The organism is Corynebacterium jeikeium, from assembly GCF_000738175.1.
Lineage (GTDB): Bacteria > Actinomycetota > Actinomycetes > Mycobacteriales > Mycobacteriaceae > Corynebacterium > Corynebacterium jeikeium_C.
This window is the reverse complement of record NZ_JFCH01000055.1, coordinates 100,738-126,532: the sequence shown is the minus strand read 5'-3', so window position 1 is coordinate 126,532 and position 25,795 is coordinate 100,738. Positions and strand designations below refer to the sequence as shown.

Annotated in this window: 22 protein-coding genes; 13 read left to right on the top strand and 9 right to left on the bottom strand. The window is 63.2% G+C overall.

Going from position 1 to position 25,795, the window contains the following annotated elements; translation table 11 throughout:
• The 8 genes from JQ46_RS09495 to JQ46_RS09460 all read left to right on the top strand — a co-directional run.
• Positions 1–582, top strand: a 582-nt coding sequence (locus JQ46_RS09495) for an IS3 family transposase (protein ID WP_034986459.1), incomplete at its 5' end; no start/stop codon positions are given.
• A gap of 159 nt (positions 583–741) precedes the next feature.
• On the top strand, positions 742–1,425 hold the full coding sequence (locus JQ46_RS09490; RefSeq protein WP_034987624.1) for a helix-turn-helix transcriptional regulator: 684 nt from the start codon (positions 742–744) through the stop codon (positions 1,423–1,425).
• A gap of 3 nt (positions 1,426–1,428) precedes the next feature.
• Positions 1,429–2,871: a Fe-S cluster assembly protein SufB gene (gene sufB / locus JQ46_RS09485; RefSeq protein ID WP_034987621.1), complete on the top strand. Its 1,443-nt coding sequence runs from the start codon at positions 1,429–1,431 to the stop codon at positions 2,869–2,871.
• Between the two features lie 5 nt (positions 2,872–2,876).
• Positions 2,877–4,088, top strand: a complete 1,212-nt coding sequence (sufD, locus tag JQ46_RS09480; RefSeq protein WP_011273562.1) for a Fe-S cluster assembly protein SufD — start codon at positions 2,877–2,879, stop codon at positions 4,086–4,088.
• Positions 4,089–4,132: 44 nt separating this feature from the next.
• On the top strand, positions 4,133–4,888 hold the full coding sequence (gene sufC, locus JQ46_RS09475; RefSeq protein ID WP_011273561.1) for a Fe-S cluster assembly ATPase SufC: 756 nt from the start codon (positions 4,133–4,135) through the stop codon (positions 4,886–4,888).
• Positions 4,889–4,970: 82 nt separating this feature from the next.
• A complete protein-coding gene (locus JQ46_RS09470; protein ID WP_011273560.1) occupies positions 4,971–6,224 on the top strand; it encodes a cysteine desulfurase in 1,254 nt (417 codons plus the stop codon).
• Between the two features lie 78 nt (positions 6,225–6,302).
• The gene (gene sufU / locus JQ46_RS09465) at positions 6,303–6,764 is read left to right on the top strand and encodes a Fe-S cluster assembly sulfur transfer protein SufU (protein ID WP_011273559.1); all 462 of its coding nucleotides are present in this window, start codon (positions 6,303–6,305) and stop codon (positions 6,762–6,764) included.
• A 10-nt stretch (positions 6,765–6,774) separates the two neighbouring features.
• The gene (locus JQ46_RS09460) at positions 6,775–7,182 is read left to right on the top strand and encodes a metal-sulfur cluster assembly factor (protein WP_011273558.1); all 408 of its coding nucleotides are present in this window, start codon (positions 6,775–6,777) and stop codon (positions 7,180–7,182) included.
• 2 nt (positions 7,183–7,184) lie between these two features.
• Here JQ46_RS09460 and JQ46_RS09455 read toward each other — a convergent pair whose 3' ends face one another.
• A complete protein-coding gene (locus JQ46_RS09455) occupies positions 7,185–8,252 on the bottom strand; it encodes a lycopene cyclase family protein (RefSeq protein WP_051876318.1) in 1,068 nt (355 codons plus the stop codon).
• A 401-nt stretch (positions 8,253–8,653) separates the two neighbouring features.
• On the opposite strand from JQ46_RS09455, the gene JQ46_RS09450 reads away from it, so the two are divergent.
• Positions 8,654–10,285, top strand: a complete 1,632-nt coding sequence (locus tag JQ46_RS09450; RefSeq protein ID WP_034987617.1) for an ABC-F family ATP-binding cassette domain-containing protein — start codon at positions 8,654–8,656, stop codon at positions 10,283–10,285.
• A gap of 9 nt (positions 10,286–10,294) precedes the next feature.
• On the opposite strand, the gene JQ46_RS09445 is transcribed toward JQ46_RS09450, so the two are convergent.
• Complete coding sequence (locus JQ46_RS09445) at positions 10,295–11,038, bottom strand: glutamine amidotransferase (protein ID WP_034987614.1); 744 nt, start codon at positions 11,036–11,038, stop codon at positions 10,295–10,297.
• A gap of 34 nt (positions 11,039–11,072) precedes the next feature.
• Positions 11,073–14,471, bottom strand: a complete 3,399-nt coding sequence (locus JQ46_RS09440) for a DUF6537 domain-containing protein (protein ID WP_034987613.1) — start codon at positions 14,469–14,471, stop codon at positions 11,073–11,075.
• Between the two features lie 241 nt (positions 14,472–14,712).
• Here JQ46_RS09440 and JQ46_RS09435 point away from each other — a divergent pair, with 241 nt between their 5' ends.
• The gene (locus JQ46_RS09435) at positions 14,713–15,192 is read left to right on the top strand and encodes an Lrp/AsnC family transcriptional regulator (protein ID WP_011273553.1); all 480 of its coding nucleotides are present in this window, start codon (positions 14,713–14,715) and stop codon (positions 15,190–15,192) included.
• On the opposite strand, the gene JQ46_RS09430 is transcribed toward JQ46_RS09435, so the two are convergent.
• The 5 genes from JQ46_RS09430 to JQ46_RS09410 all read right to left on the bottom strand — a co-directional run bounded on the left by JQ46_RS09430 (position 15,169) and on the right by JQ46_RS09410 (position 21,137).
• A complete protein-coding gene (locus JQ46_RS09430; protein ID WP_034987611.1) occupies positions 15,169–15,927 on the bottom strand; it encodes a hypothetical protein in 759 nt (252 codons plus the stop codon). The genes JQ46_RS09435 and JQ46_RS09430 overlap by 24 nt on opposite strands.
• Before the next feature lie 18 nt (positions 15,928–15,945).
• The gene (locus JQ46_RS09425; RefSeq protein ID WP_034987609.1) at positions 15,946–17,319 is read right to left on the bottom strand and encodes a PFL family protein; all 1,374 of its coding nucleotides are present in this window, start codon (positions 17,317–17,319) and stop codon (positions 15,946–15,948) included.
• Between the two features lie 20 nt (positions 17,320–17,339).
• Positions 17,340–17,609, bottom strand: a complete 270-nt coding sequence (locus JQ46_RS09420; protein ID WP_005294749.1) for an ACT domain-containing protein — start codon at positions 17,607–17,609, stop codon at positions 17,340–17,342.
• A gap of 31 nt (positions 17,610–17,640) precedes the next feature.
• The gene (locus JQ46_RS09415) at positions 17,641–18,210 is read right to left on the bottom strand and encodes a TetR/AcrR family transcriptional regulator (protein ID WP_034987652.1); all 570 of its coding nucleotides are present in this window, start codon (positions 18,208–18,210) and stop codon (positions 17,641–17,643) included.
• Between the two features lie 116 nt (positions 18,211–18,326).
• Positions 18,327–21,137 carry an aconitate hydratase gene (locus JQ46_RS09410; RefSeq protein ID WP_034987607.1) on the bottom strand — a complete coding sequence of 937 codons (2,811 nt, stop codon included), beginning with the start codon at positions 21,135–21,137 and terminating at the stop codon, positions 18,327–18,329.
• Between the two features lie 225 nt (positions 21,138–21,362).
• On the opposite strand from JQ46_RS09410, the gene JQ46_RS09405 reads away from it, so the two are divergent.
• Both JQ46_RS09405 and JQ46_RS09400 read left to right on the top strand, forming a co-directional pair.
• Positions 21,363–21,890, top strand: coding sequence for a DUF6676 family protein (locus JQ46_RS09405; protein ID WP_034987606.1), 528 nt, complete (start codon positions 21,363–21,365; stop codon positions 21,888–21,890).
• A gap of 401 nt (positions 21,891–22,291) precedes the next feature.
• On the top strand, positions 22,292–24,139 hold the full coding sequence (locus tag JQ46_RS09400) for a DIP1281 family NlpC/P60 protein (RefSeq protein ID WP_034987605.1): 1,848 nt from the start codon (positions 22,292–22,294) through the stop codon (positions 24,137–24,139).
• A gap of 4 nt (positions 24,140–24,143) precedes the next feature.
• On the opposite strand, the gene JQ46_RS09395 is transcribed toward JQ46_RS09400, so the two are convergent.
• Positions 24,144–24,920, bottom strand: coding sequence for a hypothetical protein (locus tag JQ46_RS09395; protein WP_034987604.1), 777 nt, complete (start codon positions 24,918–24,920; stop codon positions 24,144–24,146).
• A gap of 25 nt (positions 24,921–24,945) precedes the next feature.
• On the opposite strand from JQ46_RS09395, the gene JQ46_RS09390 reads away from it, so the two are divergent.
• Complete coding sequence (locus JQ46_RS09390; protein WP_005294731.1) at positions 24,946–25,776, top strand: DUF3097 domain-containing protein; 831 nt, start codon at positions 24,946–24,948, stop codon at positions 25,774–25,776.
• Positions 25,777–25,795 lie beyond the last annotated feature (19 nt).

Sequence of the window (25,795 nt, the reverse complement as noted above, 5' to 3'; positions counted from 1 at the left end):
CGCCAGCGCAGGCCGTATGTTTCTTATGCTGGGGCGATCAGTCACATCGCTGACAACAAGCTTGACCGCAAGTTCACTCCGGATCGGCCAAATACTGTCTTTGTCAGCGACGTCACCGAGTTCAGGGTCGCAGGCCGCAAGGTCTACCTGTCACCGGTGATGGACCTGTTTGACCGTTCAATTGTTGCCCACACCGTGGCTACATCGCCGTCGACAGCGTTTACCGCCGATTCTTTAACCAAGGCGATTAGAACATGTGCGCCTGAACCCGGGTGGATGATGCACACTGACCAAGGCTTCCAGTACCAGCATGCCTCCTGGCGCGACCTGATCGGTGACAACGGCGGTGTTCAGTCGATGTCGCGTAAAGCCAACTGTTACGACAACGCGGTCATGGAGAACTTCTTCGGCCACTTGAAAACCGAGATGTACCACGGTGAAGTCTTCGGCACCGTCGCAGAATTCAACCAGGCAATCGACGAATACATCCAGTGGTACAACACCAAACGCATCCAACAACGACTCAAGGGCCTGACCCCGATGCAATATCGGAATCAGACCCTTGAAGCCCTAACCGCCTAGAATTAAACCAGTCCAACTTTCGGGGGCCAGTTCACAGTTAGGCAGGGTTACCTTAGTAGACAAGCGGGAATATTTACGACACACTTTTGTTGTCTAATCATGTAGGCACAACTTTTAGTTGCACAGGCGCACTCGAACAGAAGCCAAAGGAGGTATAGCGTGGCACGAACATCTGAGGAGCGGGCAACCCAGCCCACCGCAGAGCACGACACGCGGCACCGCATTCTTCTGCACGTGCTGCGCCACGGTCCGGTGAGCGCATCGGACATCAGCGAGGCGTTTGGTCTAAGCGCCGCCGGCGTTCGGCGTCACTTAGACAACATCGTCTCCGACGGCCTCGCCGAGGTCGTCGAGGCACCTCGATCCGGGCAACGTGGACGACCCGCCAAGCTCTTTAGACTGACGGACGAAGGCCGGGCGGAGTTTGGACATGATTACGACACGCTCGCCTTGCTGGCGATGCGCGCTCTTCGCTCTGCCGGCGGAGAAGAAGCGGTGGAGGATTTCGCCGCTCAGCGCATCAACGATCTGCTGCAGGACGTCTCCGACTCCGACGCGGACGTAGCCGCCAAGGCCCAGGCCATTGCCGACGCATTGACCAAGAGGGGCTACGCTGCCACTGTCGGTCACGCAGGCGGTGGCGTACAGATTTGCCGTCATCACTGCCCGATCCAAGATGTCGCTCACGAGTTCCCAGAACTGTGCGCGGCGGAGCACCGGGTGGTTGCAGAGCTGCTGGGACAGCACACTCAACCTTTGGCAACGATCGCCGACGGCAACGGTGTCTGCACCACCTATATTCCGCTTAGAACCATTGACCCTTCCCCCAAGAAGGAAAGTTAAACCATGACTCAAGCTGCACAAACACCTGAAACTAAACCCCAGACCGACGAAGAGATCATCGATTCCATCGGCGCGTACGGCTACGGCTGGCACGATTCCGATGTCGCCGGCGCCTCCGCCCGCCGCGGCCTTAACGAGGACGTCGTCCGCGACATCTCCGCGAAGAAGAACGAGCCGGAGTGGATGCTGAAGCGCCGCCTGAAGGCTCTGGATATCTTCGATAAGAAGCCGCTGCCGACGTGGGGCGCGGACCTTAGCGATATCGACTTCGACAACATCAAGTACTTCGTCCGCTCCACCGAGAAGCAGGCTCAGACCTGGGAGGATCTGCCGGAGGACATTAAGAACACCTACGACAAGCTGGGCATTCCGGAGGCCGAGAAGCAGCGCCTGGTCGCTGGCGTGGCCGCCCAGTACGAGTCCGAGGTTGTGTACCACCAGATCCGCGAGGACCTGGAAAAGCAGGGCGTGATCTTCGTCGATACCGATACCGGACTGCGCGAGTACCCCGAGCTGTTCGAGGAGTACTTCGGCACCGTTATCCCGGCCGGCGACAACAAGTTCTCCGCACTGAACACGGCCGTCTGGTCCGGTGGTTCCTTCATTTACGTTCCGAAGGGCGTGCACGTGGACATCCCACTGCAGGCGTACTTCCGCATTAACACCGAGAACATGGGTCAGTTCGAGCGCACGCTGATCATCGTCGACGAGGACGCATACGTCCACTACGTCGAGGGCTGCACCGCGCCGATCTACAAGACCGACTCCCTGCACTCCGCTGTGGTTGAGATCATCGTGAAGAAGGGTGGCCGCTGCCGCTACACCACGATCCAGAACTGGTCGAACAACGTCTACAACCTCGTCACCAAGCGCACCAAGTGCGAAGAGGGCGGCACGATGGAGTGGGTCGACGGCAACATCGGCTCCAAGGTAACCATGAAGTACCCGGCCGTGTGGATGACCGGCCCGCATGCGAAGGGCGAGGTGCTCTCCGTGGCTTTCGCTGGCGAGGGTCAGTTCCAGGACACGGGCGCGAAGATGGTGCACATGGCTCCGCACACGAGCTCGAACATCGTCTCCAAGTCCGTCGCCCGCGCCGGTGGCCGCGCTGCCTACCGTGGCCTGGTGCAGGTGAACAAGGATGCGCACCACTCCGCCTCGAATGTCGAGTGTGACGCGCTGCTGGTCGACTCCATCTCTCGATCGGACACATACCCGTACAACGACATTCGTAACGACCACGTGACGCTGGGCCACGAGGCCACCGTCTCCCAGGTCTCCGAGGATCAGCTGTTCTACCTGATGTCCCGCGGCATCGAGGAGGAAGAGGCAATGGCGATGATCGTCCGCGGCTTCGTGGAGCCCATCGCCAAGGAGCTGCCCATGGAGTACGCCCTGGAGCTCAACCGTCTAATCGAACTGCAGATGGAAGGATCGGTGGGTTAAACCAAATGACCACCCAACTCAACGAAACCGAAGCGACTATCACACCGGTCCAGGCTGGTACGGATCACCAGACCAAGGGCGACCGTTTCACCTCTTTCTCGGCCGCGGACTTCGCCGTGCCGCGCGGTAAGGATGAGGATTGGCGCTTCACCCCGCTGCGCGAGCTGCGCGGCCTGCACGATGGCTCGGCCGTAGCTGGCAAGCGCGCTGCCGTCGCCGTCGGTGTTTCTGATGATGACGCCCCCAACGTGACCGTCGAACAGTTGGAGCCGGGCGACGAGCGCCTCGGCCGCGCGGGTGCTCCCGTGGATCGTGCCGCAGCCCAGGCGTGGGAGAACACTGAGTCCGCGGACTACGTGCGCATCTCCAAGGATGCGGCGCTAAAGGCTCCGGTGACCATCACCGTCGACGGTCCGGGGGAGGACGGGATCTCCTACGGCACCCTGGTCGTGGAGCTCGAGCCCCACGCCGAGGCCGTGGTGTTCGTCCGCTACGAGGGCTCCGGCGCGCACTCTGACAACGTCGAGTTCGTCGTTGGCACCGGCGCGAAGCTGACCACCGTGGTCTTCGAGGACTGGAACGACGATGCAGTTCACCTGTCGAACTCGCATATCCAGGTCGGTCGCGATGCAACCGTGCGCCACTACTACGCGGCCTTCGGCGGCCACGTGGTGCGCTCCGTGCCGCACGTGCGCTACACGGACACCGGCGGCGACGCTGAGCTGCTGGGGCTGTACTTCGCGGATGCGGGTCAGTACTTCGAGCAGCGCCTGCTGGTGGATCACTCTATCCGCAACTGCCGCTCCAATGTGCTGTACAAGGGTGCGCTGCAAGGCGAGCCGGAGAAGGGCAAGGATGCCCGCGAGGCACGCACGGCGTGGATCGGCGACGTGCTGATCCGTCCGGAGGCCACGGGCACCGACACCTACGAGAAGAACAACAACCTGCTGCTGACCTCCGGCGCGCGCGCTGATGCGGTGCCGAACCTGGAGATTCAGACCGGCGAGATCGTTGGCGCGGGTCACGCCGCCACCGTCGGTCGCTTCGACGATGAGCACATGTTCTACCTGCAGTCGCGTGGCATCGACCCGGCTAACGCCAAGATGCTGATCGTCCGTGGTTTCTTCACCGACGTGATTAAGCGCATCCCGGAAGAGTCCATCCGCGAGCTGCTGGAGGACAAGGTCGAGGCCGAGCTGCAGCACACGGTTCTTTAAATTCATTCACCCCGTCAAAACCCAAAGAAAGCTTTTAACACACCATGAGCACTCTGGAAATCAAGAATCTGCACGCGCAGGTCGTCCCCGCCGACGAGAACGAGGATCCGAAGCCGATCCTGCACGGCGTGAACCTGACCATCAACTCCGGTGAGACCCACGCCATCATGGGCCCGAACGGCTCCGGCAAGTCCACCCTGTCCTACGCCATCGCTGGCCACCCGCGCTACGAGATCACCGAGGGCGAGGTGCTGTTGGACGGCGAGAACTTGCTGGATATGGAAGTCGACGAGCGCGCACGTGCGGGCCTGTTCCTGGCTATGCAGTACCCGACCGAGGTGCCGGGCGTTTCCATGGCTAACTTCCTGCGTTCTTCCGCCACTGCCGTGCGCGGCGAGGCACCGAAGATCCGCGAGTGGGTCAAGGAGGCCCGCGGCGCGATGGAAGAGCTGGCGATCGACCCGTCGTTCTCCGAGCGCTCCATCAACGAGGGCTTCTCCGGCGGCGAGAAGAAGCGCCACGAGATCCTGCAGCTGGGTCTGCTGAAGCCGAAGTTCGCCATCCTAGACGAGACCGACTCCGGCCTGGACGTTGACGCGCTGCGTGTCGTCTCCGATGGCATCAACCGCTACCAGGAGCGTGAGAACGGCGGCGTGGTAATGATTACGCACTACCAGCGCATCCTGAACTACGTGAAGCCCGACCACGTGCACGTCTTCGCCGACGGCCGCATCGTAGAGTCCGGCGGCCCGGAGCTGGCTGAGCAGCTCGAGTCCGAGGGCTACGAGAAGTTCATCTAAGCCTGCGCGTCACCCCTCCCATCCGTTTACTTCCTACCAACCTCGCTCGGCCCAGCCCTAGCTGGGCAGAAAGTGTGAACTTGTGAGTTCAACCAGTTCCCTGGACACCGCGAAGATCCGCAGCGACTTCCCGATTCTCTCGCGCACCGTGCGCGACGGGAAGAAGCTGGTGTATCTGGATTCCGGAGCTACCGCCCAGCGGCCAATGCAGGTGTTGGATGCGGAGCGGGAGTTCCTGACCACCCATAACGCTCCGGTGCACCGCGGTGCCTACGAGATCGCGGAGGAGGCCACCGAGTCCTACGAGTCCGCCCGTGAGGCCATCGCCGCCTTCGTCGGCGCCGAGGACCGGGAGATCGCCTTCGCCAAGAACGCCACCGAAGCGCTCAACGAGGTCGCCTACATTCTGGGCGACGCCCGGGCGGGGGAGCTGCAGGTCACAGAAGGCGACGAGATCGTAGTCTCCGAGCTGGAGCACCACGCCAACCTGGTGCCGTGGCAGGAGCTCGCCCAACGCACCGGTGCGACCCTGAAGTGGTACTCCGCTACTCCGGATGGCCGCATCGACCTGGAGAGCCTGGAGCTCAGCGAGCGCACTAAGGTCGTTGCGCTGACGCACCAGTCGAACGTCACCGGCGCCGTGCTGGACGTCAAGGAGGCCGTACGCCGCGCCCGCGCAGTCGGGGCGATCTTCGTCCTGGACGCCTGCCAATCCGTGCCGCACATGCCCGTGGACTTCCACGAGCTGGACGTGGACTTCGCCGCGTTCTCCGGCCACAAGATGTTGGGACCTAACGGCGTCGGCGTCCTTTATGGCAAGACCCAGCACCTCGACCAGCTACCTCCTTTCCTGACCGGCGGTTCGATGGTGGAGAAGGTCACTATGGAGCGCACGACATTCACTGAAGCTCCACAGCGTTTCGAGGCCGGAACGCAAATGACTTCCCAGGTCGTGGGTCTGGGCGCTGCCGTGAAGTACCTGAGCGAGCTGGGTATGGACAAGGTTTCCGCCCACGAAGCGGAGCTGACGGCCTACGCCCTGGAACAGCTGCAGACCATCGAAGGCTTGCGCATCATCGGCCCCACCGACACGCAGAACCGCGGTAGCGCCCTGAGCTTCGTCGTGGAGGGAATCCACCCGCACGACCTCGGCCAGGTCGTCGACGATCAGGGTGTGTGCATCCGTGTGGGCCACCACTGTGCATGGCCGGTACACACGTGCATGGGCGTGCAGGCCACCGCCCGCGCCAGTTTCTACATCTACAATGACTTTTCGGAAGTCGACGCGCTGGTCGCTGCCATCCGCAAGGCGCAAGAGTTCTTCGGCGCGGCGTAGAAAGCGTAAACGGCACAGCGTAGAAGAAACAGCGTAGAAACGGCGATTGAAGAAAGTACTAGAGGATATTAGGTCCCTATGAAACTTGAGCAGATGTACCAGGAAGTGATCCTGGACCACTACAAGCACCCGCAGCACGCGGGCCTGCGCGAGCCCTTCGAGGCCGAGGTGCACCACGTGAACACCTCGTGTGGCGACGAGCTCACGCTGCGCCTGCACCTCAGCGAGGACAACCAGACGGTCGAAGACATCTCCTATGACGCTGTGGGCTGCTCCATTAGCCAGGCCTCCACGTCCGTCATGGCCGAGGAGCTGGTCGGCCGCCCCGTCGCGGAAGCCTTCGCCAAGCTGGCGGAATTCGAGCGCATGGTCACCTCCCGCGGCAAGATCGAAGGCGACGACGAGATCATCGGCGACGGCATTGCCTTCGCGGGTGTCTCCAAGTACCCCGCCCGCGTGAAGTGCGCCCTGCTCGGCTGGAAGGCCTTCGAGGCCGCTGCCACTGAGGCCGGCGTGAGCGCTAACACCAACACAGAGTAAGGAACACACCATGACTGAGAACGCAGAACCCACCGCCCCGGAGATGGACCCCTCGCCTTTGGACAAGGCTCCGGAAGGCCCGTCGGAGCGCAGCCCGGAGGACATGGCGCTGGCCGGCAAGGTCGAGGAGCACCTGCTGGACGTTATCGACCCGGAGCTCGGCATCAACGTCATCGATCTCGGCCTGGTCTATGACATTTGGATCGAGGACAAGACCGCGGTGCTGAACATGACTTTGACTTCCCCGGCCTGCCCGCTGCAGGACGTGCTGGAGGATCAGGCGCGCGATGCTGTGATCAACAACGTCGACGAGGTTTCCGACCTGCAAATCAACTGGGTGTGGACCCCGGCCTGGGGCCCGCACATGATCAACGAGGAAGGCCGCGAGCAGCTGCGTTTCCTCGGCTTCACGGTCTAGCCCTAGAACAGCCTCTGCCACACCGCCCGGCCCACTGAACAGGGGCGGCGGAATAGGGGACGGAGGAACTCGTGGCGCAGCCCGGTTCCCTCCCTTAGCGCCCACATCGTGCGTGCCACGGCCAGCCCGTCGCGCCCGCTCAAATACGCCAGCTGCCTCCGCGTGTCCAGGGCAAAGAAGTGCCCGAAGAAGTCCTGTAGCGTGGCGCCATCGGCTCGGGCGATGAGCTCCCCACCGACTTGCCGCAGTACATACGCCAGCCACCCGCCGGTGCGGTTGCCGTCCAGAAAACCGTCGGCAGCCTCCAGAGCGTGCCCCAGCGAGTAGCCCGTCGCGGGATTGATAAACCCCGCCGCGGCACCGAACTTTCTTTCTTTATGACGCCGCCTGGTCCCCATCGGGATCGCGACCCGTTCTTCGCGCACTACAGTCTGGTTGCCTATGCGGTCTGCCAGGCGCGCCCGCAGAACCTCGAACACTTCTTCCTGTTTCGCCACATCGGCGCTGCAGTGCGCTGCCAGGATCGTCTCCTCGTACAGCCAGCCCTCGTCCGTGCGCTGAACGTAGCAGAAGCTGGGCGGGCAAACCCCGGCCTGGGCAACCGTCCCGGTCCAATCCATGAAGGTGGGGGTGGATTCTGAAGGGGCGTCACCAAAAGGCAAGAACCATCCGACAGCCAGTTGCCACAGTGCGGCGTCCGTACGTGGGGCGCCGGTGCAGTCGATGGCCTCCACGCCATTGGGAAGGCGCTCAGGTTTGATGCGCACGCCCGAGCTTCTCAGTGCTTCGACTACCGCCTCCTGGTTCAGCATCCGATAGCTAAATCCGAGGGTGCGGCGGGTGAGGGGAGTGCCCGCGACGACCTCCAAAGATTCTGGTGGGCCAAACAAGTGATCGGCCCAGGAGGGTATCTGCGTGGAGAACACCCCATAGGTGCCGGGGAAGGGGGAAGAGCTGTGGTCGTCGAAGGCCGGATCATAGGCGGTGACGTGGAAGCCGCGCTGTACAGCTCGAATGGCTAGAATCGCACCGGCTGGTCCGAGGCCTTTAAGCGCGAGCCGCTGGGTCACTTTAAACCTCCGATTCAGGATTCTTACCCCCGAACTTACACAGCCGTGTTTTACTCATCACTTCTTTAGGAAATTTTTGCGGCTTAATGCATTAGCTACAGGTATAAGAAGTGCCTAATAGAATAAGAAGCTTCGCAAGCTCAGGTTTAAGTTCAAGGTTTGGGGGGACAGGCCAAAATCGGGTGTAACGCTTAGCCTGCGGGCGCCAAACACAGTTTCTAACATGAACGTTGTCCTACTCGGTACGAACATACCGAAAGGTGGGGCACGAAAAGAAGACAACCCCGTCGGTGACACACACCGGATGCGACTCGGGACTGTGGGGGACCCGGGCAACGCGACTCCGGTGTTCATGGGGTGGGAAGGGTCGCCGACGGGGATGGCTGATAGGCTTCTTCCTTGTGATTGTTACTAATGACCTCGAGGTTCGGGTGGGGGCCCGAACCCTGCTGAACGCCCCCGGACAGCACCTACGAGTGCAGCCCGGCGATCGCATCGGCCTGGTCGGGCGAAACGGTGCGGGCAAGACCACCACCATGCGCATCCTGGCGGGCGAGGGCGAGCCCTACGGTGGCACCGTCACACGCAGCGGCGAGATGGGCTACCTGCCGCAGGACTCCAAAGAAGGCGACATCGAGCAGAGCGCGCGCGACCGCGTGCTTTCCGCGCGTGGCCTGGACCGCATCCGGCACTCCATGGAGCGCCAGCAGGAAATCATGGAGACCAGCGAATCCGCCGGCCAGCGCGATGCCGCGATCCTCAAGTACAGCCGCCTGGAGGAAAAGTACCACGCCCTCGGCGGCTACGAGGCCGACAGTGAAGCCGCGCAGATCTGCGACTCACTGGGGCTGCCCGAACGGGTGCTGGACCAGCCACTGAAGACCCTCTCCGGCGGCCAGCGCCGCCGCGTGGAGCTAGCGCAGATCCTCTTTGCAGCCACCGCCGGCTCCGGCCGTTCGCAGACGACACTGCTTTTGGACGAGCCGACTAACCACCTGGACGCGGACTCCATCACCTGGCTGCGCGGCTTTTTGGCCAAGCACGAGGGCGGGCTGATCATGATCAGCCACGACGTGGAACTGCTGGACGACGTCTGCAACAAGATCTGGTTCCTGGACGCTGTGCGCGGCGAGGCCGACGTCTACAACATGGGCTGGACCAAGTACAAGGACGCCCGTGCCACCGATGAGGCGCGCCGCCGCCGTGAGAAGGCCAATGCCGAGAAGAAGGCCAGCGCGCTGAAGCAACAGGCCGAGAAGCTGGGAGCCAAGGCCACCAAGGCGAAGGCCGCCAAGCAGATGGCCGCCCGCGCGAAAAAGATGCTGGGCAACCTGGACGAGATCCGCGTCGAGGATCGCGTGGCCAACATCAGCTTCCCGGAGCCCGCCCCGTGTGGCAAGACCCCCATGAACGCCAAGGGGCTGACCAAGATGTACGGCTCCCTGGAGGTCTTCGCCGGGGTGGATCTAGCCATCGACAAGGGCTCCCGCGTGGTGGTGCTCGGCTTCAACGGCGCGGGAAAGACCACACTGCTAAAGCTGCTGGCCGGGGTGGAACGCACCGACGGCGAGGGCGGCATAGTCACCGGCCACGGCCTGAAGGTGGGCTACTTCGCCCAGGAGCACGACACGATCGACCCGGACAAGTCCGTCTGGGAAAACGCCGTCGAAGCCTGCCCCGATGCCGGCGAGCAGGACCTGCGCGGCCTGCTGGGTGCCTTCATGTTCTCCGGCGAGCAGCTGGAGCAGCCTGCCGGCACCCTTTCTGGCGGCGAGAAGACCCGCTTGGCTCTGGCCACCCTCGTGAGCTCCCGGGCGAACGTGCTGCTGCTGGACGAGCCAACCAATAACTTGGATCCGCAGTCCCGCGAGCAGGTGCTCGACGCGCTGCGAACCTACACCGGTGCGGTAGTGCTAGTCACCCACGACCCGGGCGCGGTGAAGGCCCTGGAGCCCGAGCGGGTGATCGTGCTCCCCGACGGCGTGGAAGACCTGTGGAGCGATGAGTACATGGAGATCGTCGAGCTGGCCTAGCCCAGCCAGCTAGCTCACCATCCCCAGCGAGCTGCGGGAGTGCTCCACAAAGCGCCGCAGCAGCGAGTTCGCCGCCGCCGTATCCTGCCCCTCGAAGCGTGCGTAAGTCTCCGCGATCTCCGCGGGGTCGCAGTAGCCCTCGTCCTCGTAGAAGCTGAGGCGCCGAGTGATACCGGCAGCATCCATCTCCGGGTGGAATTGGCTGGTCCAGACGTTTTCGCGGTAGCGGTAGATCTGCACCGGGCAGGTTTCGCCGGTGGCCAGCAGGGTGGCCTCCGCGGGCACGCGCACCACGGAATCCTTGTGGCCCGTCAGCGCAGTGAAGCGGTCGGGGAGCGCACCCGTGATGGGGTCGACGCGCCCGGCGTCAGTAAGAGAAACCTCGCTGGTACCCGCCGATTCCGAGTACTTACTGTTGACCTCGCCGTCTAGGTAGTGCGCCAGCATGGAGGTGCCGTAGCAGGTGGAGAAGATGCCGAAGCGCTGCCGCTCCGATTCGACCTGGATGAAATCCACCAGCTTCTGCGAGATCGCTTCTTGCCATTCCACGTCGACCGGGCGGGTGATCGTAAACGGCGAGCCGCCGATAAACACGCCCTCCACGCCGTCGAAACTTCCCAGGTCGGCGCCGGGGTTATCCAGCGGTCGCTGTTCGAGCTCGGCGGGGGTGAGGCCGCTGTAGCTGAGGAAGTCGGCGTATTCCGCGGCGAGCACCTCGGCGCCGCTGCGGGGGCTTAGCAGTACGAAAGTCACATTCGTTACTGTAACAGACCGCTTGGTCTATTTACTATTTTTTGACGCCCGCGCGCCCCAACTTCTGCAGCAACTCGTGCGCACTGTCGATTTTCTTGTCCTCGAACCCCCGCACCCCATCGGCCGCAGCGGCCAGGGAGGCCAGCTCCGCTACCTGCTCGGGCTTGTGCAGGTTCCGCGCCCGGCTCAGGATCTCCTCCCGGTAGGTGTGGACGAGCTTGCGCTCCAACTTGCGCACCTCCGCGTAGCCGAAGATGTCCAGGCGCGTGCCACGCAGCCCCTTGGCCTTCGCCAGCGCACTGAGCACCGGGCGCATCCGTGGGCCGAGACCGATCTTGCGGTTCAGGCCCAGGGAGCGCAGCAGCGGCGGCTGGAACTGGACCGTGACCTTGCCGCCCTTCTGCGCCTCCGCGAATCCGGGGTCCAGCGCCAGGCGGGCGACCTCGTACTCGTCCTTGTAGGCGGAGAGCTTGTGCAGTCCAGCGGCGAAGCTGCGGGTCAGTTCTGCGGGGCCATTCGGGTTCACGCGCCGCTCGTGGGCGTAGACCGCGCGCACGTCGGTCAGGTAATCCTGGGCATCCTGCTCGGAACCCCAGCGGCGCATCTCGTCAAAGTACACCGCGACATCATCTACCAGGCTCGGCTCCAGAACTTCTTCGATCTTGGCCCGAGTGCGGTCCAGAGGCTGAACCTCCTGGTATTGGGAGTAGTCGGGCTCCACGCCCATCAGCTCGATCAGCGCCTCCGGGCGGCTCACTAGCTGGCGGCCGCGGCGGAAGGCCTGGATGTTGGCCTCGGCCTTCTTGCCGTTGATCCGCAGCGCCTTTTCCATCGACTCCGGGGTCACAGGCAGCGCACCAGCCTGTACCGCAGCGCCGATGAGCAGCATGATCTGGAACGTGGACTCACCGAAGAGCTTGGTGGACACGCGGATTGCGTCGGTGATGATCGCCCGCTTCGCCGCATGCCCCAGCGCGCCGGTGATCTGCACGCCGTCGGGGCGGGTGGCCTTAACGTCGGTGCACATCTGGCCTGTGGGGGTCGCGGAGTTCGACAGCACGGCAACCGTCCGCGCCGCATTGAGCACCGACGTGCTGGCATCTTCTGCACCCGTCACGCCGTCCAGCGCGATCAGCAGGTCCGCGCCGCCGCGCGGCACCGTTCCCGTGTGCTGGCCAATACTCTTAGAGATGCGCAGATCGGAGACCACCGACCCGCCCTTCTGCGCCAGGCCCGTCATGTCCGTGCCGCGCACCGCAAGTCCATCGAGGTGTGCGGCGGTGGCGATTACGGCCGAGGCCGTCATCACTCCCGTGCCGCCCACACCCGAGATGCGGATGTTCCACGGGCGCTTGCTGTCCAGCGCGCTCTCCGGCACCGGGTCGAGAGCGTGGGCGTCAATAGGCGGCACCTCGCGCTTCTCCTCGACCGCAACGACGGTCGTGAAGGCCGGACAATCACCGGACAGGCACGAGCGGTCGGTGTTGCAGCTGGTCTGATCCACGCGGGTCTTGCGGCCGAACTGCGTGTCCACCGGCTGCAGGGACAGGCAGCCGGACTTTTCACCACAGTCACCGCAGCCTTCGCAGATGCGCTCGTTGATCACGATCTTCTCGGTGGCCTGGGCGCGCTGGTTGCGGTTGCGGGCGCGGCGCTTCTCGGCGGCGCACTCCTGGTCGTGGATGAGCACGGAGACACCCTGTAGGGCCTCCAGCTCCTTCTGCACCTTGGCCAGATCCTCGCGCGGGCGCACCTGCACGCCGGAACCCCGCAGGGCGCGCCGCGTGCGCCGCACATCGTCGCTGGTCACGACGATCCTGGCCGGGTTCTCCGCCCGCACCATGTCGACCAACCCCGCCAGGCTCGGCTGCCCCACGGGGTCCTGGCCCCCTGTCATCGCTACCGTGCCGTTGTGCAGCAGCTTGAGGGTTGCGTTTACCTTGGACGCCACCATTGCCCGCAGCGCCAGCGATCCCGAATGCAGGAACGTTCCGTCGCCCATATTCTGCACAAAGTGCTCCTCGGACACGAAGCTGTGCATTCCAATCCAGTGTGCGCCCTCGCCGCCCATCTGCGCGGTGCCCATGATCTTGCCCACTCGCTTGTCATCCATCAGCATCACCATGGCGTGGCAGCCGATTCCGGCACCGACCAGCGTGTCCTCGTCCGCGCGGGTAGAGAGGTTGTGCGGGCAGCCGGAGCAGAAATGGGGCACGCGGTTGGGGACCGCCAACGGCAGGGAGATCCGGGTGGGGCCGCTCTCCACGCCGGCGACCTCGATGCCCTCGTTGCGCAACAGCTTGGGCAGCTGCTTCAGCGGATCATTCACGTGCTCGATCGCGGGGCGCACCGGGAGGTCGTAGAGGCACGCGCGAACGGATTCCAGCAGGTGAGTACCTAGCTCCTCGGCGACCACGAGAGTATCCAGCCCCTCGCAGAAGCGCTCCAGCTCCTGTGGGTCCAGCGGGTAGGTCATCGCCAGCTGCAGCACGCGAACGTGCGCCTCGCCCACGACCTCCGCGACCTCCAGGGAGGTGTTGCCTGCGCAGATCACGCCCACGCGGTCGCCGCCCCGGGCGCCCCACCAGCGGTTCAGTCGGTGCTCGCGGGCGTACTCCAGAGCCCGCGGCAGGCGCTCGCCCACGCGGGTGTCCTCAAGGTCGAGCAGTCGCTTGCCCAACAGGCGAGCTTCGGGCTCGTGCTCGCCGCCGCGCTCCAGACCGCGGGCCGTCGTGGCCTCGCGGATGGCCTCCAGATCCACGCTGGCGGAGCCGTCAGCCACGGGGGTGGTGATGCGCAGCGCTGTCCACAGGCCGCTGTAGCGCGACATCCACGCTGCGTGCGTGCCGAGGCGCAGCACGTCGCCAGCGTCCGCCGGCACGAGGGTCGGCAACCCGAGATCCGCAAGGATTCGCCCGGAGGCAGAGGGGATCGTCGAGGACTTCGCCGTCGGGTCGTCGCCCACGAAGGCCACCGCGCCGCCCGTGCCGCTGGTGCCGGTCATGTTCGCGTGCCGCAGCGCATCGGCCGCCCTATCCAACCCCGGCGCCTTGCCGTACCAGTAGCCGACCACGCCGTCGATGCCTTCCTTGACCGTCGCCCGATCCGTCATCTGCGATCCCGCTACGGCGGTGACGCCCAACTCCTCATTGACGGCAGGGAAGTGCTGCACATCAAACTGGCCGAGCAGCGACTTGCGGCGCCCCAGCTCAAGGTCGTACCCACCCAGCGGGGAGCCCTCGTAGCCGGAAACGAAGCTAGAGGTCTGCAGCCCAATCTCACGGTCTGCCTCCGCGCGATCCAGCACCGTGCGCACGAGCGCCTGGATGCCGGTTAAGTGGATGTGCCCAGTCTTCTCCCGATAACGCGACTGAGTGTAGTCGGGGAGGTCCTGGACGGTGGAGATTGTGTCGGGGATGAATGTGGAGGTCATCGCTGTTCACCCTTTCGTGCGAGCTGTCAGTTTGTGGTTTGAATCACATTAAGCGACAGCCAACGCTACCCGGTAGCACCCGCGGGAAAATAGTTCACTTAGCAAAGGTTTTTTAGATTCCAGACCTAAAACCTAGGCCAATGGCCTAGAATCCCACCCAAGCGACAACAGATTTGCACACAAAAGTAGATGTTTTTTGCCAACAGGCCGCGAAGGGGCGTCACAAAGATAGGGCAGAGGAATGAGGGACCTCGACCGGACAGACATCGAGCTCTGCATGCTACTCAACGAAAGGCCCAAGGCCGGGGTGCGCGAGTACGCACGGGTGCTCGGGGTGGCGCGCGCGACGGTGAGCAGCCGCATAGACAAACTCGTGGAAAGGGGAGTGATCGGCAGCTTCGCCCCGCACTTCGACCCGGGTGCGCTAGGCTTCCCGCTGGGCGCTTTCGTGCACGTCACACTGGACCAGCGGACGTTAGACCAGGCGACCGCGGCAATACTGAGAATCCCGTGGATCACGGAGGCGCATTCCATTGCCGGGCCCTACGACCTATCGTGCCGCGTGGTGGCGCGTGATCACGAGCACCTGGAGCAGATCACCCTCAAACTGCAGGAAGTCGAGGGCGTGCAGCGCACGCGCACGGAAATCATCCTGCGCTCCCGCATCCCCGCCCGCCACGGCCAGCTGCTGCAGGCGTTAGCGGATCTGCGAAACCTCTAGAGCCGCCTTGACCTGCTTGGCCGACAGGTCGGTAGAAATCGTGGCCGTTTCCGGCTGGCCCGCGATGTACCGGCAAATGGTCCATCCGTTGGTGAACTCGGGCTCCAGCACGTCCATGGGGCCATCGGCCATGTGCAGGTTATAGGGTCGACCCTCCCAGTTCGCCGGGGCGTTGAACTCGCCGGTGCGGAACGTGAACGGCTCGGTGCCGTCGGTGGGGTAGGCCTGCACCATGGCCTTGTAGTAGTAGCGGCGCTCCGTGTTCATGCGCTCCCCGTTGTCGTTATGCGTCGATACCCGGGCAATCCACACGCCGCCCACGCGGGCAGGAGCAAAGCGCAGCCAACCATTTCCCCATGCTTTGCCCAGGATCCGCAGTCGACCGCGACGCTTGAAGGCGCTATAGAGGGCCACGCCCGCCATCAGCAGGCCAATGGCTCCGATCACCAGGCCAATAACCAGAGTCTGGGTGCCGCTGCCGGCGACCAGGAAGCCTCCCAGGCCTAACAGCACCACGCCAATTGTCAGCACTACCGTCTGCACCACGCTAAAGCCCGCGGTGTTACCAGCAACGGGCATGCGGCCGTTGTTCGACAGCGCGGCGTTCAGCGCAACCGACCCGGCGGGTAGGGTACAGCGCTGATCAAATGTGCCCGACTGGTCTCCCCGCACCAGCCCATCAAACGGGTCATCGATGACCGCAGAGGAGCGACCGTACTTAAAGACCTGCACCATACGAGCGAGTAGTCCTTCCTAGTTGCGGTAGCCGTGCAGCGGGGCGGGGATGAAGCCACCGCGGTTGATGAACTCGGCGCTGCTTGCACGGTTCACGCCGATCACCGGCGCGTAGCCCAGCAGGCCACCGAAGTCCACGTCGTCGCCCACCTTTGTACCGACCGCGGGGATCACGCGCACGGCGGTGGTCTTATGGTTCATCACACCGATCGCCGCTTCGTCGGCGATCATGCCAGCAATCGACTCCGCGGGGGTGTCGCCCGGGATGGCGATCATGTCCAGGCCTACGGAGCAGATGGCCGTCATAGCCTCCAGCTTGTCGATGCTGATGGCGCCGCTGCGCACAGCGTCGATCATCCCCTTATCCTCGGAAACCGGGATAAATGAACCCGAGAGACCACCGACGCGCGAGCAGGCCATCATGCCGCCCTTCTTCACCGCATCGTTCAGCAGCGCCAAGGCGGCAGTGGTGCCATGGGTGCCCACCTGGCCGAGCCCCATGTGCTCCAAGATGTGCGCCACGGAATCGCCGAGTTCCGCAGTGGGAGCCAGGGAAAGATCCACGATTCCGAAGGGCACGCCCAACCTTTGGGCGGCCATCACGCCAACCAGCTGGCCGGTGCGGGTGATCTTAAATGCCGCCCTCTTGATCTCCTCGGAAACCTCGTTGAGCGTTGCGCCTTCCATTCCAGCGACCGCGCGGTCGACCACGCCGGGCCCCGAAACACCCACGTTGATCACACAGTCCTGCTCTTCTACCCCGTGATAGGCGCCGGCCATGAACGGGTTATCGGAGACTGAATTGGCAAACACGACCAACTTTGCGCAGGCCAGCGTACCGCCCGGCCCGTATGTGGAGGCATCCTTGATGACGTGCCCCATCTCGCGGACCGCATTCATGTTGATGCCCGCCTTCGAGCTGCCGACGTTCACGGAGGCACAGACCACGTTCGTCTCGTTCAGCGCCTCGGGCAGCGAGCGAATCAGGTCCAGCTCGCCGCGCGTGGCCCCCTTGTCCACCAGGGCCGAGTAGCCGCCGATGAAGTTCACGCCCACCTCGGTGGCCGCGCGATCCAGTGCTTCGGCAATGCGCACCGGGTTGCCCTCTACCGCGGAGGCGAGGATACCCACCGGGGTGACGGAGATGCGCTTGTTAACGATGGGGATTCCCAGCTCGCGCTCGATCTCCTGAGCCACCGGCACGAGGTTCCGCGCGTAGTCCACCACGCGCTCAAACACCGCCTCGGCGGTTGCTCCCATCGTTTCGCGAATGCAGGGCATGAGGTTGATGCCCATCGTTACGGTCCGGATGTCGAGACGGTACTTCTCGATCATCTCGATGGTCTCTAGGATGTTGTTGCTTTGGTTTGTGACGCCACGACGTGGATTCATTCTTTAACCCTTTCGAATTCTTACACGTCGTGCATGGCGGAGAAGATGGCCTCCGACTGCACACGGATGACGAGCTTCTCCTGTTTTTCGACCTCCGCCATTCGGTCCTGCACGTCGGCGATCCCGTGCTGGGAGTCGTCGATACGAACGTGCAGGATCATGGTGAAGTAGTCGTCCATGATGGTCTGGGAGACGTTGAGGATGTTGACGTCTAGCTCGGCCAGGGCGGTGGACACGGCGGCGATGATTCCAGTGTGATCCAGCCCGGTAACGGTCATGATTGCGATCATGCACTACATGCTACTCACCGGGTTGGACAGCCTATTGTCCGGGGGAACGCAGAGCGCTTTCCACGAAGTCCAGCGCGTCGGATAGCCCTTCGGTGCCCTGTCGCTGGGCAAGCCGTCCGAGCACACCCTCGAGCACTAGCTCCAACGTCTGGGCTATCGTCTCGATCTCCACATCCTTGCGGATCCGCCCGCTGGCGCGCTGTTCCCGCAGGCGGGTGCGCACGGTTTCACGCAGCGCCAGCTGATCCAGCTCCCACTTCGCCGCGAAGCAGGGGTCGATGTTCACCCTGCGGGTGATCTCCACACGCATACCCCACCAGTCGGTCAAGTCTTTTGACTTGACTAGGGCGCGAATAGCACCGATAAGCCCCTCGTCGGCCGTTAGTTCGGCCATTTTGCGCATGTCTTCATGGGCAACCTCGAGAAACAGCTGATCTTTGTTGCCGTAATGGTGGAAGATCGCGCCGCGGGACTTGGCGATGGTTTCTTCCAGCCGGGCGACGGTCGCGCCGTCGTAGCCGTAGCTAGCGAAGCAGTGGCGCGCGCCGGACAGGATCTCGACCTTCCGCTCTGCCAGGTCCGTGTCGCTTACTTTGGGCATCTGCTTAAACCTCGTTGTGTTGTCTAAGAGCACAAAGGCGGTGACCCGCGCTTCTCTCCCCGTGGGGAAGAGGGCGCCGGTCACCGCCTCATGCCAGGCCTATAAGGAGTTATTCCTTACTTGCCGGACATCATGTTGCGCAGAACGAACTGCAGGATGCCGCCGTTGCGGTAGTAGTCTGCCTCACCGGGGGTATCGATGCGGGTCACGGCGTCGAACTCAATCTTCTCGCCGTTCTCCTTGGTGGCAGTTACCTTGACGGTCTTCGGGGTGGAGCCGTTGTTGAGCTCCTCGATGCCCTCGATGTCGAAGGTTTCGGTGCCCTCGATGCCCAGGGACTTCCAGGACTCACCCTCCGGGAACTGCAGCGGGACTACACCCATGCCGATCAGGTTGGAGCGGTGGATACGCTCGAAGGACTCGGCGATGACGGCCTTCACGCCCAGCAGCAGGGTGCCCTTAGCAGCCCAGTCACGGGAGGAGCCGGTGCCGTACTCCTTACCACCCAGAACGACCAGCGGAGTGTTCTCCTTCTGGTAGTTCATGGCGGCGTCGTAGATGAAGGACTGCGGGCCGCCCTCCTGGGTGAAGTCGCGGGTGTAGCCGCCGGAAACACCGTCGAGCAGCTGGTTCTGCAGGCGGATGTTAGCGAAGGTACCGCGAACCATGACCTCGTGGTTACCACGACGTGCGCCCAGGGAGTTGTAGTCCTTGCGCTCCACACCGTTTGCATCCAGGTACTGAGCAGCCGGGGTGCCCGGCTTAATGGTGGAAGCAGGGGAGATGTGGTCGGTCGTCACGGAGTCGCCCAGCAGAGCCAGGACGCGTGCGCCCTTGACGTCGTTGACGTCCTCCGGCTCCTTGCTCATGCCGTCGAAGTACGGAGCCTTGCGGATGTAGGTGGACTTCGGATCCCAGTCGAAGGTCTTGCCGGACGGAACCTCCAGGGAACGCCAGCGCTCGTCACCCTCGAAGACGTTTGCGTAGTCCTCGGCGTACAGATCCTTGGTGATGGAGGAAGCGATAACTTCCTCGATGTCCTCGGTGGACGGCCAGATGTCCTTCAGGAAGACATCGTTGCCATCCTGATCCTGACCCAGCGGCTGGGTCTCGAAGTCGAAGTCCATCGTGCCGGCGATCGCGTAGGCGATAACCAGGATCGGGGAGGCCAAGTAGTTCATCTTGACGTCCGGGTTGATGCGCCCCTCGAAGTTACGGTTACCGGACAGGACAGCGGTGGCAGCCAGGTCGCCCTCGTTGATGCCTGCGGAGATCTCCTCCGGCAGCGGACCAGAGTTACCGATACAGGTGGTGCAGCCGTAGCCGACCAGGTAGAAGCCCATGGCCTCCAGGTCCTTCCACAGGCCCGCCTTCTCGTAGTAGCCGTTAACAACCTGGGAACCCGGCGCCATGGAGGTCTTAACCCACGGTGCGGACTTCAGGCCCTTGGCAGCAGCATTGCGTGCCAGCAGGCCAGCGCCGACCATGACGGACGGGTTGGAGGTGTTGGTGCAAGAGGTGATGGAAGCGATGGCGACCATACCGTGGTCCAGCTCGATGTCCTCGCCGTTGTAGTTGACGGTGACCGGGTTGGACGGGCGGCCCTCTGCGCCTGCAGCTGCGGAAGGAATGTTGCCCTTCGCATCAGCAGCGGATGCCGGGGTGCCGGCAGCCTGGGCAGAAGTGTCCTCGGTAGCCGGACCCTCTGCGTCGAAGTCCGGGGTAGAGGCAGAAGCGTCGGCGTCGACGTAGTTGTGCAGGTCCTTGCGGAACTGTGCCTTGGAGTCGTTCAGCTCGATGCGGTCCTGCGGACGCTTCGGGCCAGCGATGGAAGGAACGACGGTGGACAGATCCAGCTCGAGGTACTCGGAGTACTCGACTTCCTTCTCCGGGTCCAGCCACATGCCCTGTGCCTTGGCGTAAGCCTCGACGCGGTCCAGGGTCTCCTGGTCGCGGCCGGTCAGCTCCAGGTACTTCACGGTCTCTTCGTCGATCGGGAACATAGCCGCGGTGGAGCCGAACTCCGGGGACATGTTACCGATGGTTGCGCGGTTGGCCAGCGGCAGCTCGCCAACGCCCTTGCCGTAGAACTCGACGAACTTGCCGACCACGCCGTGCTGGCGCAGCATGTCGGTGATGGTCAGAACGACGTCGGTGGCGGTAACGCCAGCCGGGATCTCGCCGGTCAGCTTGAAGCCAACGACGCGCGGGATCAGCATGGAGATCGGCTGGCCGAGCATTGCAGCCTCAGCCTCGATGCCGCCGACACCCCAGCCCAGGATGCCCAGGCCGTTTTCCATGGTGGTGTGGGAGTCGGTACCAACACAGGTGTCCGGGTAAGCCAGGCCGTTGTTGTCGAAGACGGAGCGGGCCAGGTACTCGATGTTCACCTGGTGGACGATGCCGGTTCCCGGAGGAACGACGCGGAAGTTCTCGAAGGCGCCGGTGCCCCAGCGCAGGAACTTGTAGCGCTCGTCGTTGCGCTGGTACTCGATCTCGACGTTCTTCTCCAGAGCGTCGGCGTTACCGAATGCCTCGATGATCACGGAGTGGTCGATGACCATCTCAGCCGGGTTCAGCGGGTTAACGTCGTCTGCGTTGCCACCCAGGGCAACCACGGCGTCACGAATGGTGGCCAGGTCAACGATGCAGGCCACGCCGGTGAAGTCCTGCATGATAACGCGGGCCGGGGTGAACTGGATCTCGAAGTTGGGCTCTGCGGAAGGATCCCAGTTGGCGATGGCCTCGATGTGCTCGCGAGTGGTGTTCTTACCATCCTCGTTGCGCAGCAGGTTCTCGCCGAGAACCTTCAGGGAGTAGGGAAGCTTCTCCATTCCCGGCACAGCATCCAGCGCGAAGTAGTCGTAAGACTTCTCGCCGACCTGCAGAGTGCTCTTGGAATCGAAGGAGTTAATGCTTTCAGCCACAGTGAGCTCCTTTAATCTCTTCTCTTAGTCGAAATGTCGTCGTCGATGTGGTCGCCGCCGCACACGGGCCAGCCGCCCGCGGCGGGGGCTCTGCTTACCATTGTGGCAGCATTCTTGCCGCGACGTCACCACGAATTTTAACAGTACGATTGTCCTGCTGCGAATCCTGCAGGTTTAAGCGTGTCGCCGTTACCCCCACCCCTCTTTTGGTGCTAAAAACGTCCCATGACCGATACGCCTAACCCTGCCCCTTCGGACGACGTTGCGCAGCTCATTGCCTCTCTTAATGACGCCCCTGTCTTCGTTGCCGAGGATTTCCCGACCGAGGTGGAGTCTGGATCGGCCGGCCTATCCAAGAGCCTCAACGAGGTGGTTGAGGCGACCGAGAGGGGAGAGTCGGCGTCCAAAATAGGCACCCTAAAGATCGGCTATATCAATCAGGACGGGGAGCGCCACAACAATCTGCGCGACGTCGCGCAGAAAGTGCTCGACGGCACGGACGCGGACACGGTGATTCTGAAGTCCCCGAGCCAGGCGACGGCAGTGTCGGAGAATCTGTCGCGCTATGCCATCGAATCGAACTATAAGGTTCTCTCTGGCGCCAACAGTCACCCGGAGGCGACGCAGGAGTTCCTCAACCAGGCAGCAGGGTATGAAGCTCCAACCGGTCTGGCCAACGTGGGAGTGGTTCTAGCAGTGGCCGTGGCGGCCGTAATCGCTTCGTTATCAAAGCTGCGGACTAAGCAGAAATAGATAACGGTTTAAAATAGTCAAGCCTGGGGGATTGACTAACCTTAAGGGTGAATCTAGAAAAACGGGGGCTTTCTACAGGTGGTGCAATGCGACACGCCTACACGCTCGTAAATGTGACATAAATCACACTTGTAACTTTTCCGTTACTATTCGCAGGTCAAGGCAATTGCCGTTACTTATGTGACTAGTGCGATTCATGGGATTCATGGTGAAAAAGTTTACGGCCTTGACTCGTGTGCTCTAGGGTTCCCAGTGTCAACTTTTGAAACGAGTTGATCTCGAAGTGATTTTTGAGAGTCACCCGACGGGACCTGTACTGATCGCATGGGGAAGTGCGGCCAGCTGGACCGAGGGTTTCGCTCGCTTCAAAGCCAGTTGTATAAACACCAGGAGAATCGATCGTGACACCACGACCACAAAGCCGTAAACGAACGGTGCTGGCCGTCGCAGTGACCGCTGGAGTGACGCTGCAGTCGACGACTATGGTCGCCCAGGCCGACGACAAGCGCACCGTCGAAAGCTTCCTGGCCGACCTCGTCGGCCAGGTTTCTCGTGCCAAGTCCCAGGTTTCCGAAATGGAGACGCTCATGGGCTCGCTGCGAGAGGATGCCAACAAGGCTCGCGTCGACCTCGTCAACAGCCAGTCCGCCGCCCAAACGGCCCAGGACAAGGTCATGGACGCACGCGGACGCCTCAAGGATTCCGATACCGAGGTAACCAAGGCACAGGCGAAGCTGAACGACATCGCGCGTTCCGCCTACGCCCAGGGGGGCGACGCCTCCGCAGTGAACCTGGCTGCCGGCGGAAGTGACGCGGTTGGTGACACGCTCGATCGCTCCTCCTACATCGACGCAGCCTCCAAGAAGCAAAAGGACGAGGTCGACCGCCTCGACCTTGCGCGTACCCAGAACGCCAACGAGGAATCCTCGCTGCGCGACTCCCGCGACAAGGCGAACTCCGCCGTCGACGACGCGGTAAGCAAGTACAACACCGCGCGCGACACCCTGGACAATTCCCAGAAGACCCTCACCGCGAAGCAGAAGGAATACAAGCGCCTGCTCGATGAGAAGGCGAAGGCGGAAAAGGCACTGCGCGAGGCCCGCGCCGCCGTGGAAACCTTCACCAACACCCACCCGGAGGCTTCTAGCTGGGACAAGCGCAAGGTCGCCGAGAAGGCCGCCGAGAAGGCTGGCGCCGAGGTCGAGAAGGCCGAGGACGCCGAAGATAAGGCCCCGGAGACTCCGGCGGAGGAGACTCAGTCCACTGAGAACTCCACCGAGACCACCGAGACCACCGAGAACACTGAGGACGCTCAGCCGGCTAAGGCTAACGAATCCACTGAGTCCGACCAGTCCGACCAGTCCGACGAGTCCCCGGCACAGGGGTCCCTTGGCAACCCGGCGGGCCTGCCGGAGCTCCCGGCGGAGCTGCAGTCCTCCTACGACCTGAACCCCAGTGGCGATGACCAGCGCCAGGCTGCCCTCGACGGTCTGCGCAAGGCCGGCGAATCCGCGCTGATGGCCGGCTTCACCACCGCATTGTCCGGAAACCCGGATGGTGCCGTGGCAGCCGCGGCCCGCGCGGGCCGCGAAACAGCAGGCCAGGAGTACGACCGCGCCATGGGCGCCGGTACTAGCACCGCACCAGCCGCGCAGGAAAACCCGGAAGCTGCAGAGGCTCCCGAGACTCCTGAAGCTCCGGAGAACCCGGAGACTGCAGAGACCCCCGAGGCTCCCGACGAGGCCGTAGCCCCAGAAACTCCGGAAACTCCGGAGAACCCGGCTGAGGCCATCGCCGACGCCCTGGATCCGAGCAGCCCCGATACCTCCGGCACCGCCGAAGAGAAGATCGAGCGCGTCATCAAGCGCGCCGAAAGCCAGCTGGGCCTGCCCTACGCATGGGGCGGCGGCAACTTCCACGGCCCGACCAAGGGCATCCGCGACGGCGGTGTAGCCGACGCGCACGGCGACTACAACAAGGTCGGCTTCGACTGCTCCGGCCTGATGATGTACGCATTCTACGGCGTGGGCATCGAGTTGCAGCACTACTCTGGCTACCAGTACACGGCCGGCAAGCAGGTTCCTTCCTCTGAGGCCAAGCGCGGCGACATGCTGTTCTGGCCAGGCCACGTCGCCCTGTACCTGGGTGACGGCAAGATGATCGAGGCCCCGCAGTCCGGCGATGTCGTCAAGATCTCCGACGTGCGCTGGGGCGGCATGCAGCCCATGGCAGTCCGCATGATCGAGTGATGATCTAACGCAGCAGCTCCCGCTGCGCATAGTCCACAGCCACCATCCGGGCGGTTCTTACCGCCCGGAGCATTGGCATTAGATGGGGGTCCAGGCTCGCACCCACCTCGGAGCGCTTAGTGACCTCCACAATCGCCGCCACCTGATCGGCCCTGGCCATCAGCTTCGCGGCGCGACTGGGCACTCCCGGCGGCATGCCGGGAAGCCCAAAGGCATCGTTCAAGGCTCCCACCGCCAGCTCAGCGCGTTGAAACGCCGCGCCACCGCTCGGCACGTGCCCTGCGTTCCGCACCATCCTCGTTGCATTATCCGCAGCCTCACGCAGCAGTTGATCTGCCTCACCCGGCGAGTAGACCGGCAGCGGTGGAACTGGCCCCTCCAACTGATCCCACGACCAACTGACCAGGTGGGCGTCAATAACACGAGGGCTAAGCACGTGGCTGACCAAGGGGTCGCGGTCGGCGATGATTAGTGACGCCCCCTCCGGGCCAACCGGCAGCACGGTCGCGTCGCCGGGGCCCGAAAGCGCCAGCTGGATCAAGGGGCGTTCGTCCAATCCGACGGGCGCCTCGTCGGCCACGGAGCGGATATGGCCGAGCATCTCCACCAGTCCGCCCCCGTCGGGCTCCAAGCGGTGATGCTTGCCCTGGGTGGCGTGGAAAGCGTCGATCACTTCGTCTGCCCCGATGATCCCGTGCAGCCACCAAGCCAGCCATAGGGAGGTGTTCTGCACGGGCGACCACAGTTGCGCCCCAAGCCACGTCGGTACCGGATCAGTCATTTTTCCTAGCCTAAGCTGGTTGTCCATGAGCTTCAATTACGGTGACATCATGAAGGGCCACTCTCGCAACCAGAAACCCAGCATTACGCGCGTCGCGCCGGAGCTGGGCATGGTGGTGGAGGTCATCGCCGATGACTTCGTCGGTGCCGTGGTGGGCGGGGAGAAGACCGCCGACGGCGACTTCATTCGCCTGGAGGATCGCTACGGAAAAACGCGCCTGTTCAAGCTTCGCGAGGGCGCATTTCTGCTTGAGGGCAAGCCTATTACCTTGACTCGTTATGTAGATCCCAGGATGCTGCCACCGAAGCAGCGCACCTCCAACTCAGGCTCGCGGCGCGTAGAAAACGTACAAGCCAAAGTCGCGGCGCCCTCCCGCATTTGGGTGGAAGGCATCCACGATGCCGCAATCGTCGAACAAGTCTGGGGGCATGACTTGCGCGTGGAAGGCGTGGTCGTCGAGTACCTGGAGGGCCTCGACAACCTGCCGGAGCGGCTCGCCGAGTTCCAGCCCTCCGCGACCCGCCGTGTGGGCGTGCTCGCGGACCACCTCGTGGAGGGAACGAAAGAGGCGCGTTTGACCGCATCCTTAGGCCCACACGTGATGGTCACCGGCCACCCGTACATCGACATCTGGGAGGCCGTGAAGCCGCAAAGCGTTGGCATCCGCGCGTGGCCGAAGATCCCGCGCGGCATCGATTGGAAAACAGGCGTGTGCCAAGAGCTCGGCTGGGGTAGCCCGCAGGACGGTTGGCGTCGGGTGGCGGCTGCAGCCAAGACCTTTCGCGATCTGGACTCCACTCTTATCGGTGCGGTGGAAAGGCTGATCGATTTCGTTACTGTCCCGCCGGAATACTGAAACACCAACTAGGATCCTG

Excerpts from the sequence above, each read along its gene's own strand:
- JQ46_RS09405 (WP_034987606.1), top strand. The coding sequence starts at position 21,363 with ATGACCGATACGCCTAACCCTGCCCCTTCGGACGACGTTGCGCAGCTC.
- JQ46_RS09430 (WP_034987611.1), bottom strand. The coding sequence starts at position 15,927 with ATGGTGCAGGTCTTTAAGTACGGTCGCTCCTCTGCGGTCATCGATGAC.
- JQ46_RS09415 (WP_034987652.1), bottom strand. The coding sequence starts at position 18,210 with ATGCCCAAAGTAAGCGACACGGACCTGGCAGAGCGGAAGGTCGAGATC.
- JQ46_RS09425 (WP_034987609.1), bottom strand. The coding sequence starts at position 17,319 with ATGAATCCACGTCGTGGCGTCACAAACCAAAGCAACAACATCCTAGAG.
- JQ46_RS09435 (WP_011273553.1), top strand. The coding sequence starts at position 14,713 with ATGAGGGACCTCGACCGGACAGACATCGAGCTCTGCATGCTACTCAAC.
- JQ46_RS09395 (WP_034987604.1), bottom strand. The coding sequence starts at position 24,920 with ATGACTGATCCGGTACCGACGTGGCTTGGGGCGCAACTGTGGTCGCCC.
- sufU (WP_011273559.1), top strand. The coding sequence starts at position 6,303 with ATGAAACTTGAGCAGATGTACCAGGAAGTGATCCTGGACCACTACAAG.
- sufB (WP_034987621.1), top strand. The coding sequence starts at position 1,429 with ATGACTCAAGCTGCACAAACACCTGAAACTAAACCCCAGACCGACGAA.
- sufC (WP_011273561.1), top strand. The coding sequence starts at position 4,133 with ATGAGCACTCTGGAAATCAAGAATCTGCACGCGCAGGTCGTCCCCGCC.
- JQ46_RS09420 (WP_005294749.1), bottom strand. The coding sequence starts at position 17,609 with ATGATCGCAATCATGACCGTTACCGGGCTGGATCACACTGGAATCATC.
- JQ46_RS09440 (WP_034987613.1), bottom strand. The coding sequence starts at position 14,471 with ATGACCTCCACATTCATCCCCGACACAATCTCCACCGTCCAGGACCTC.
- JQ46_RS09390 (WP_005294731.1), top strand. The coding sequence starts at position 24,946 with ATGAGCTTCAATTACGGTGACATCATGAAGGGCCACTCTCGCAACCAG.
- sufD (WP_011273562.1), top strand. The coding sequence starts at position 2,877 with ATGACCACCCAACTCAACGAAACCGAAGCGACTATCACACCGGTCCAG.
- JQ46_RS09460 (WP_011273558.1), top strand. The coding sequence starts at position 6,775 with ATGACTGAGAACGCAGAACCCACCGCCCCGGAGATGGACCCCTCGCCT.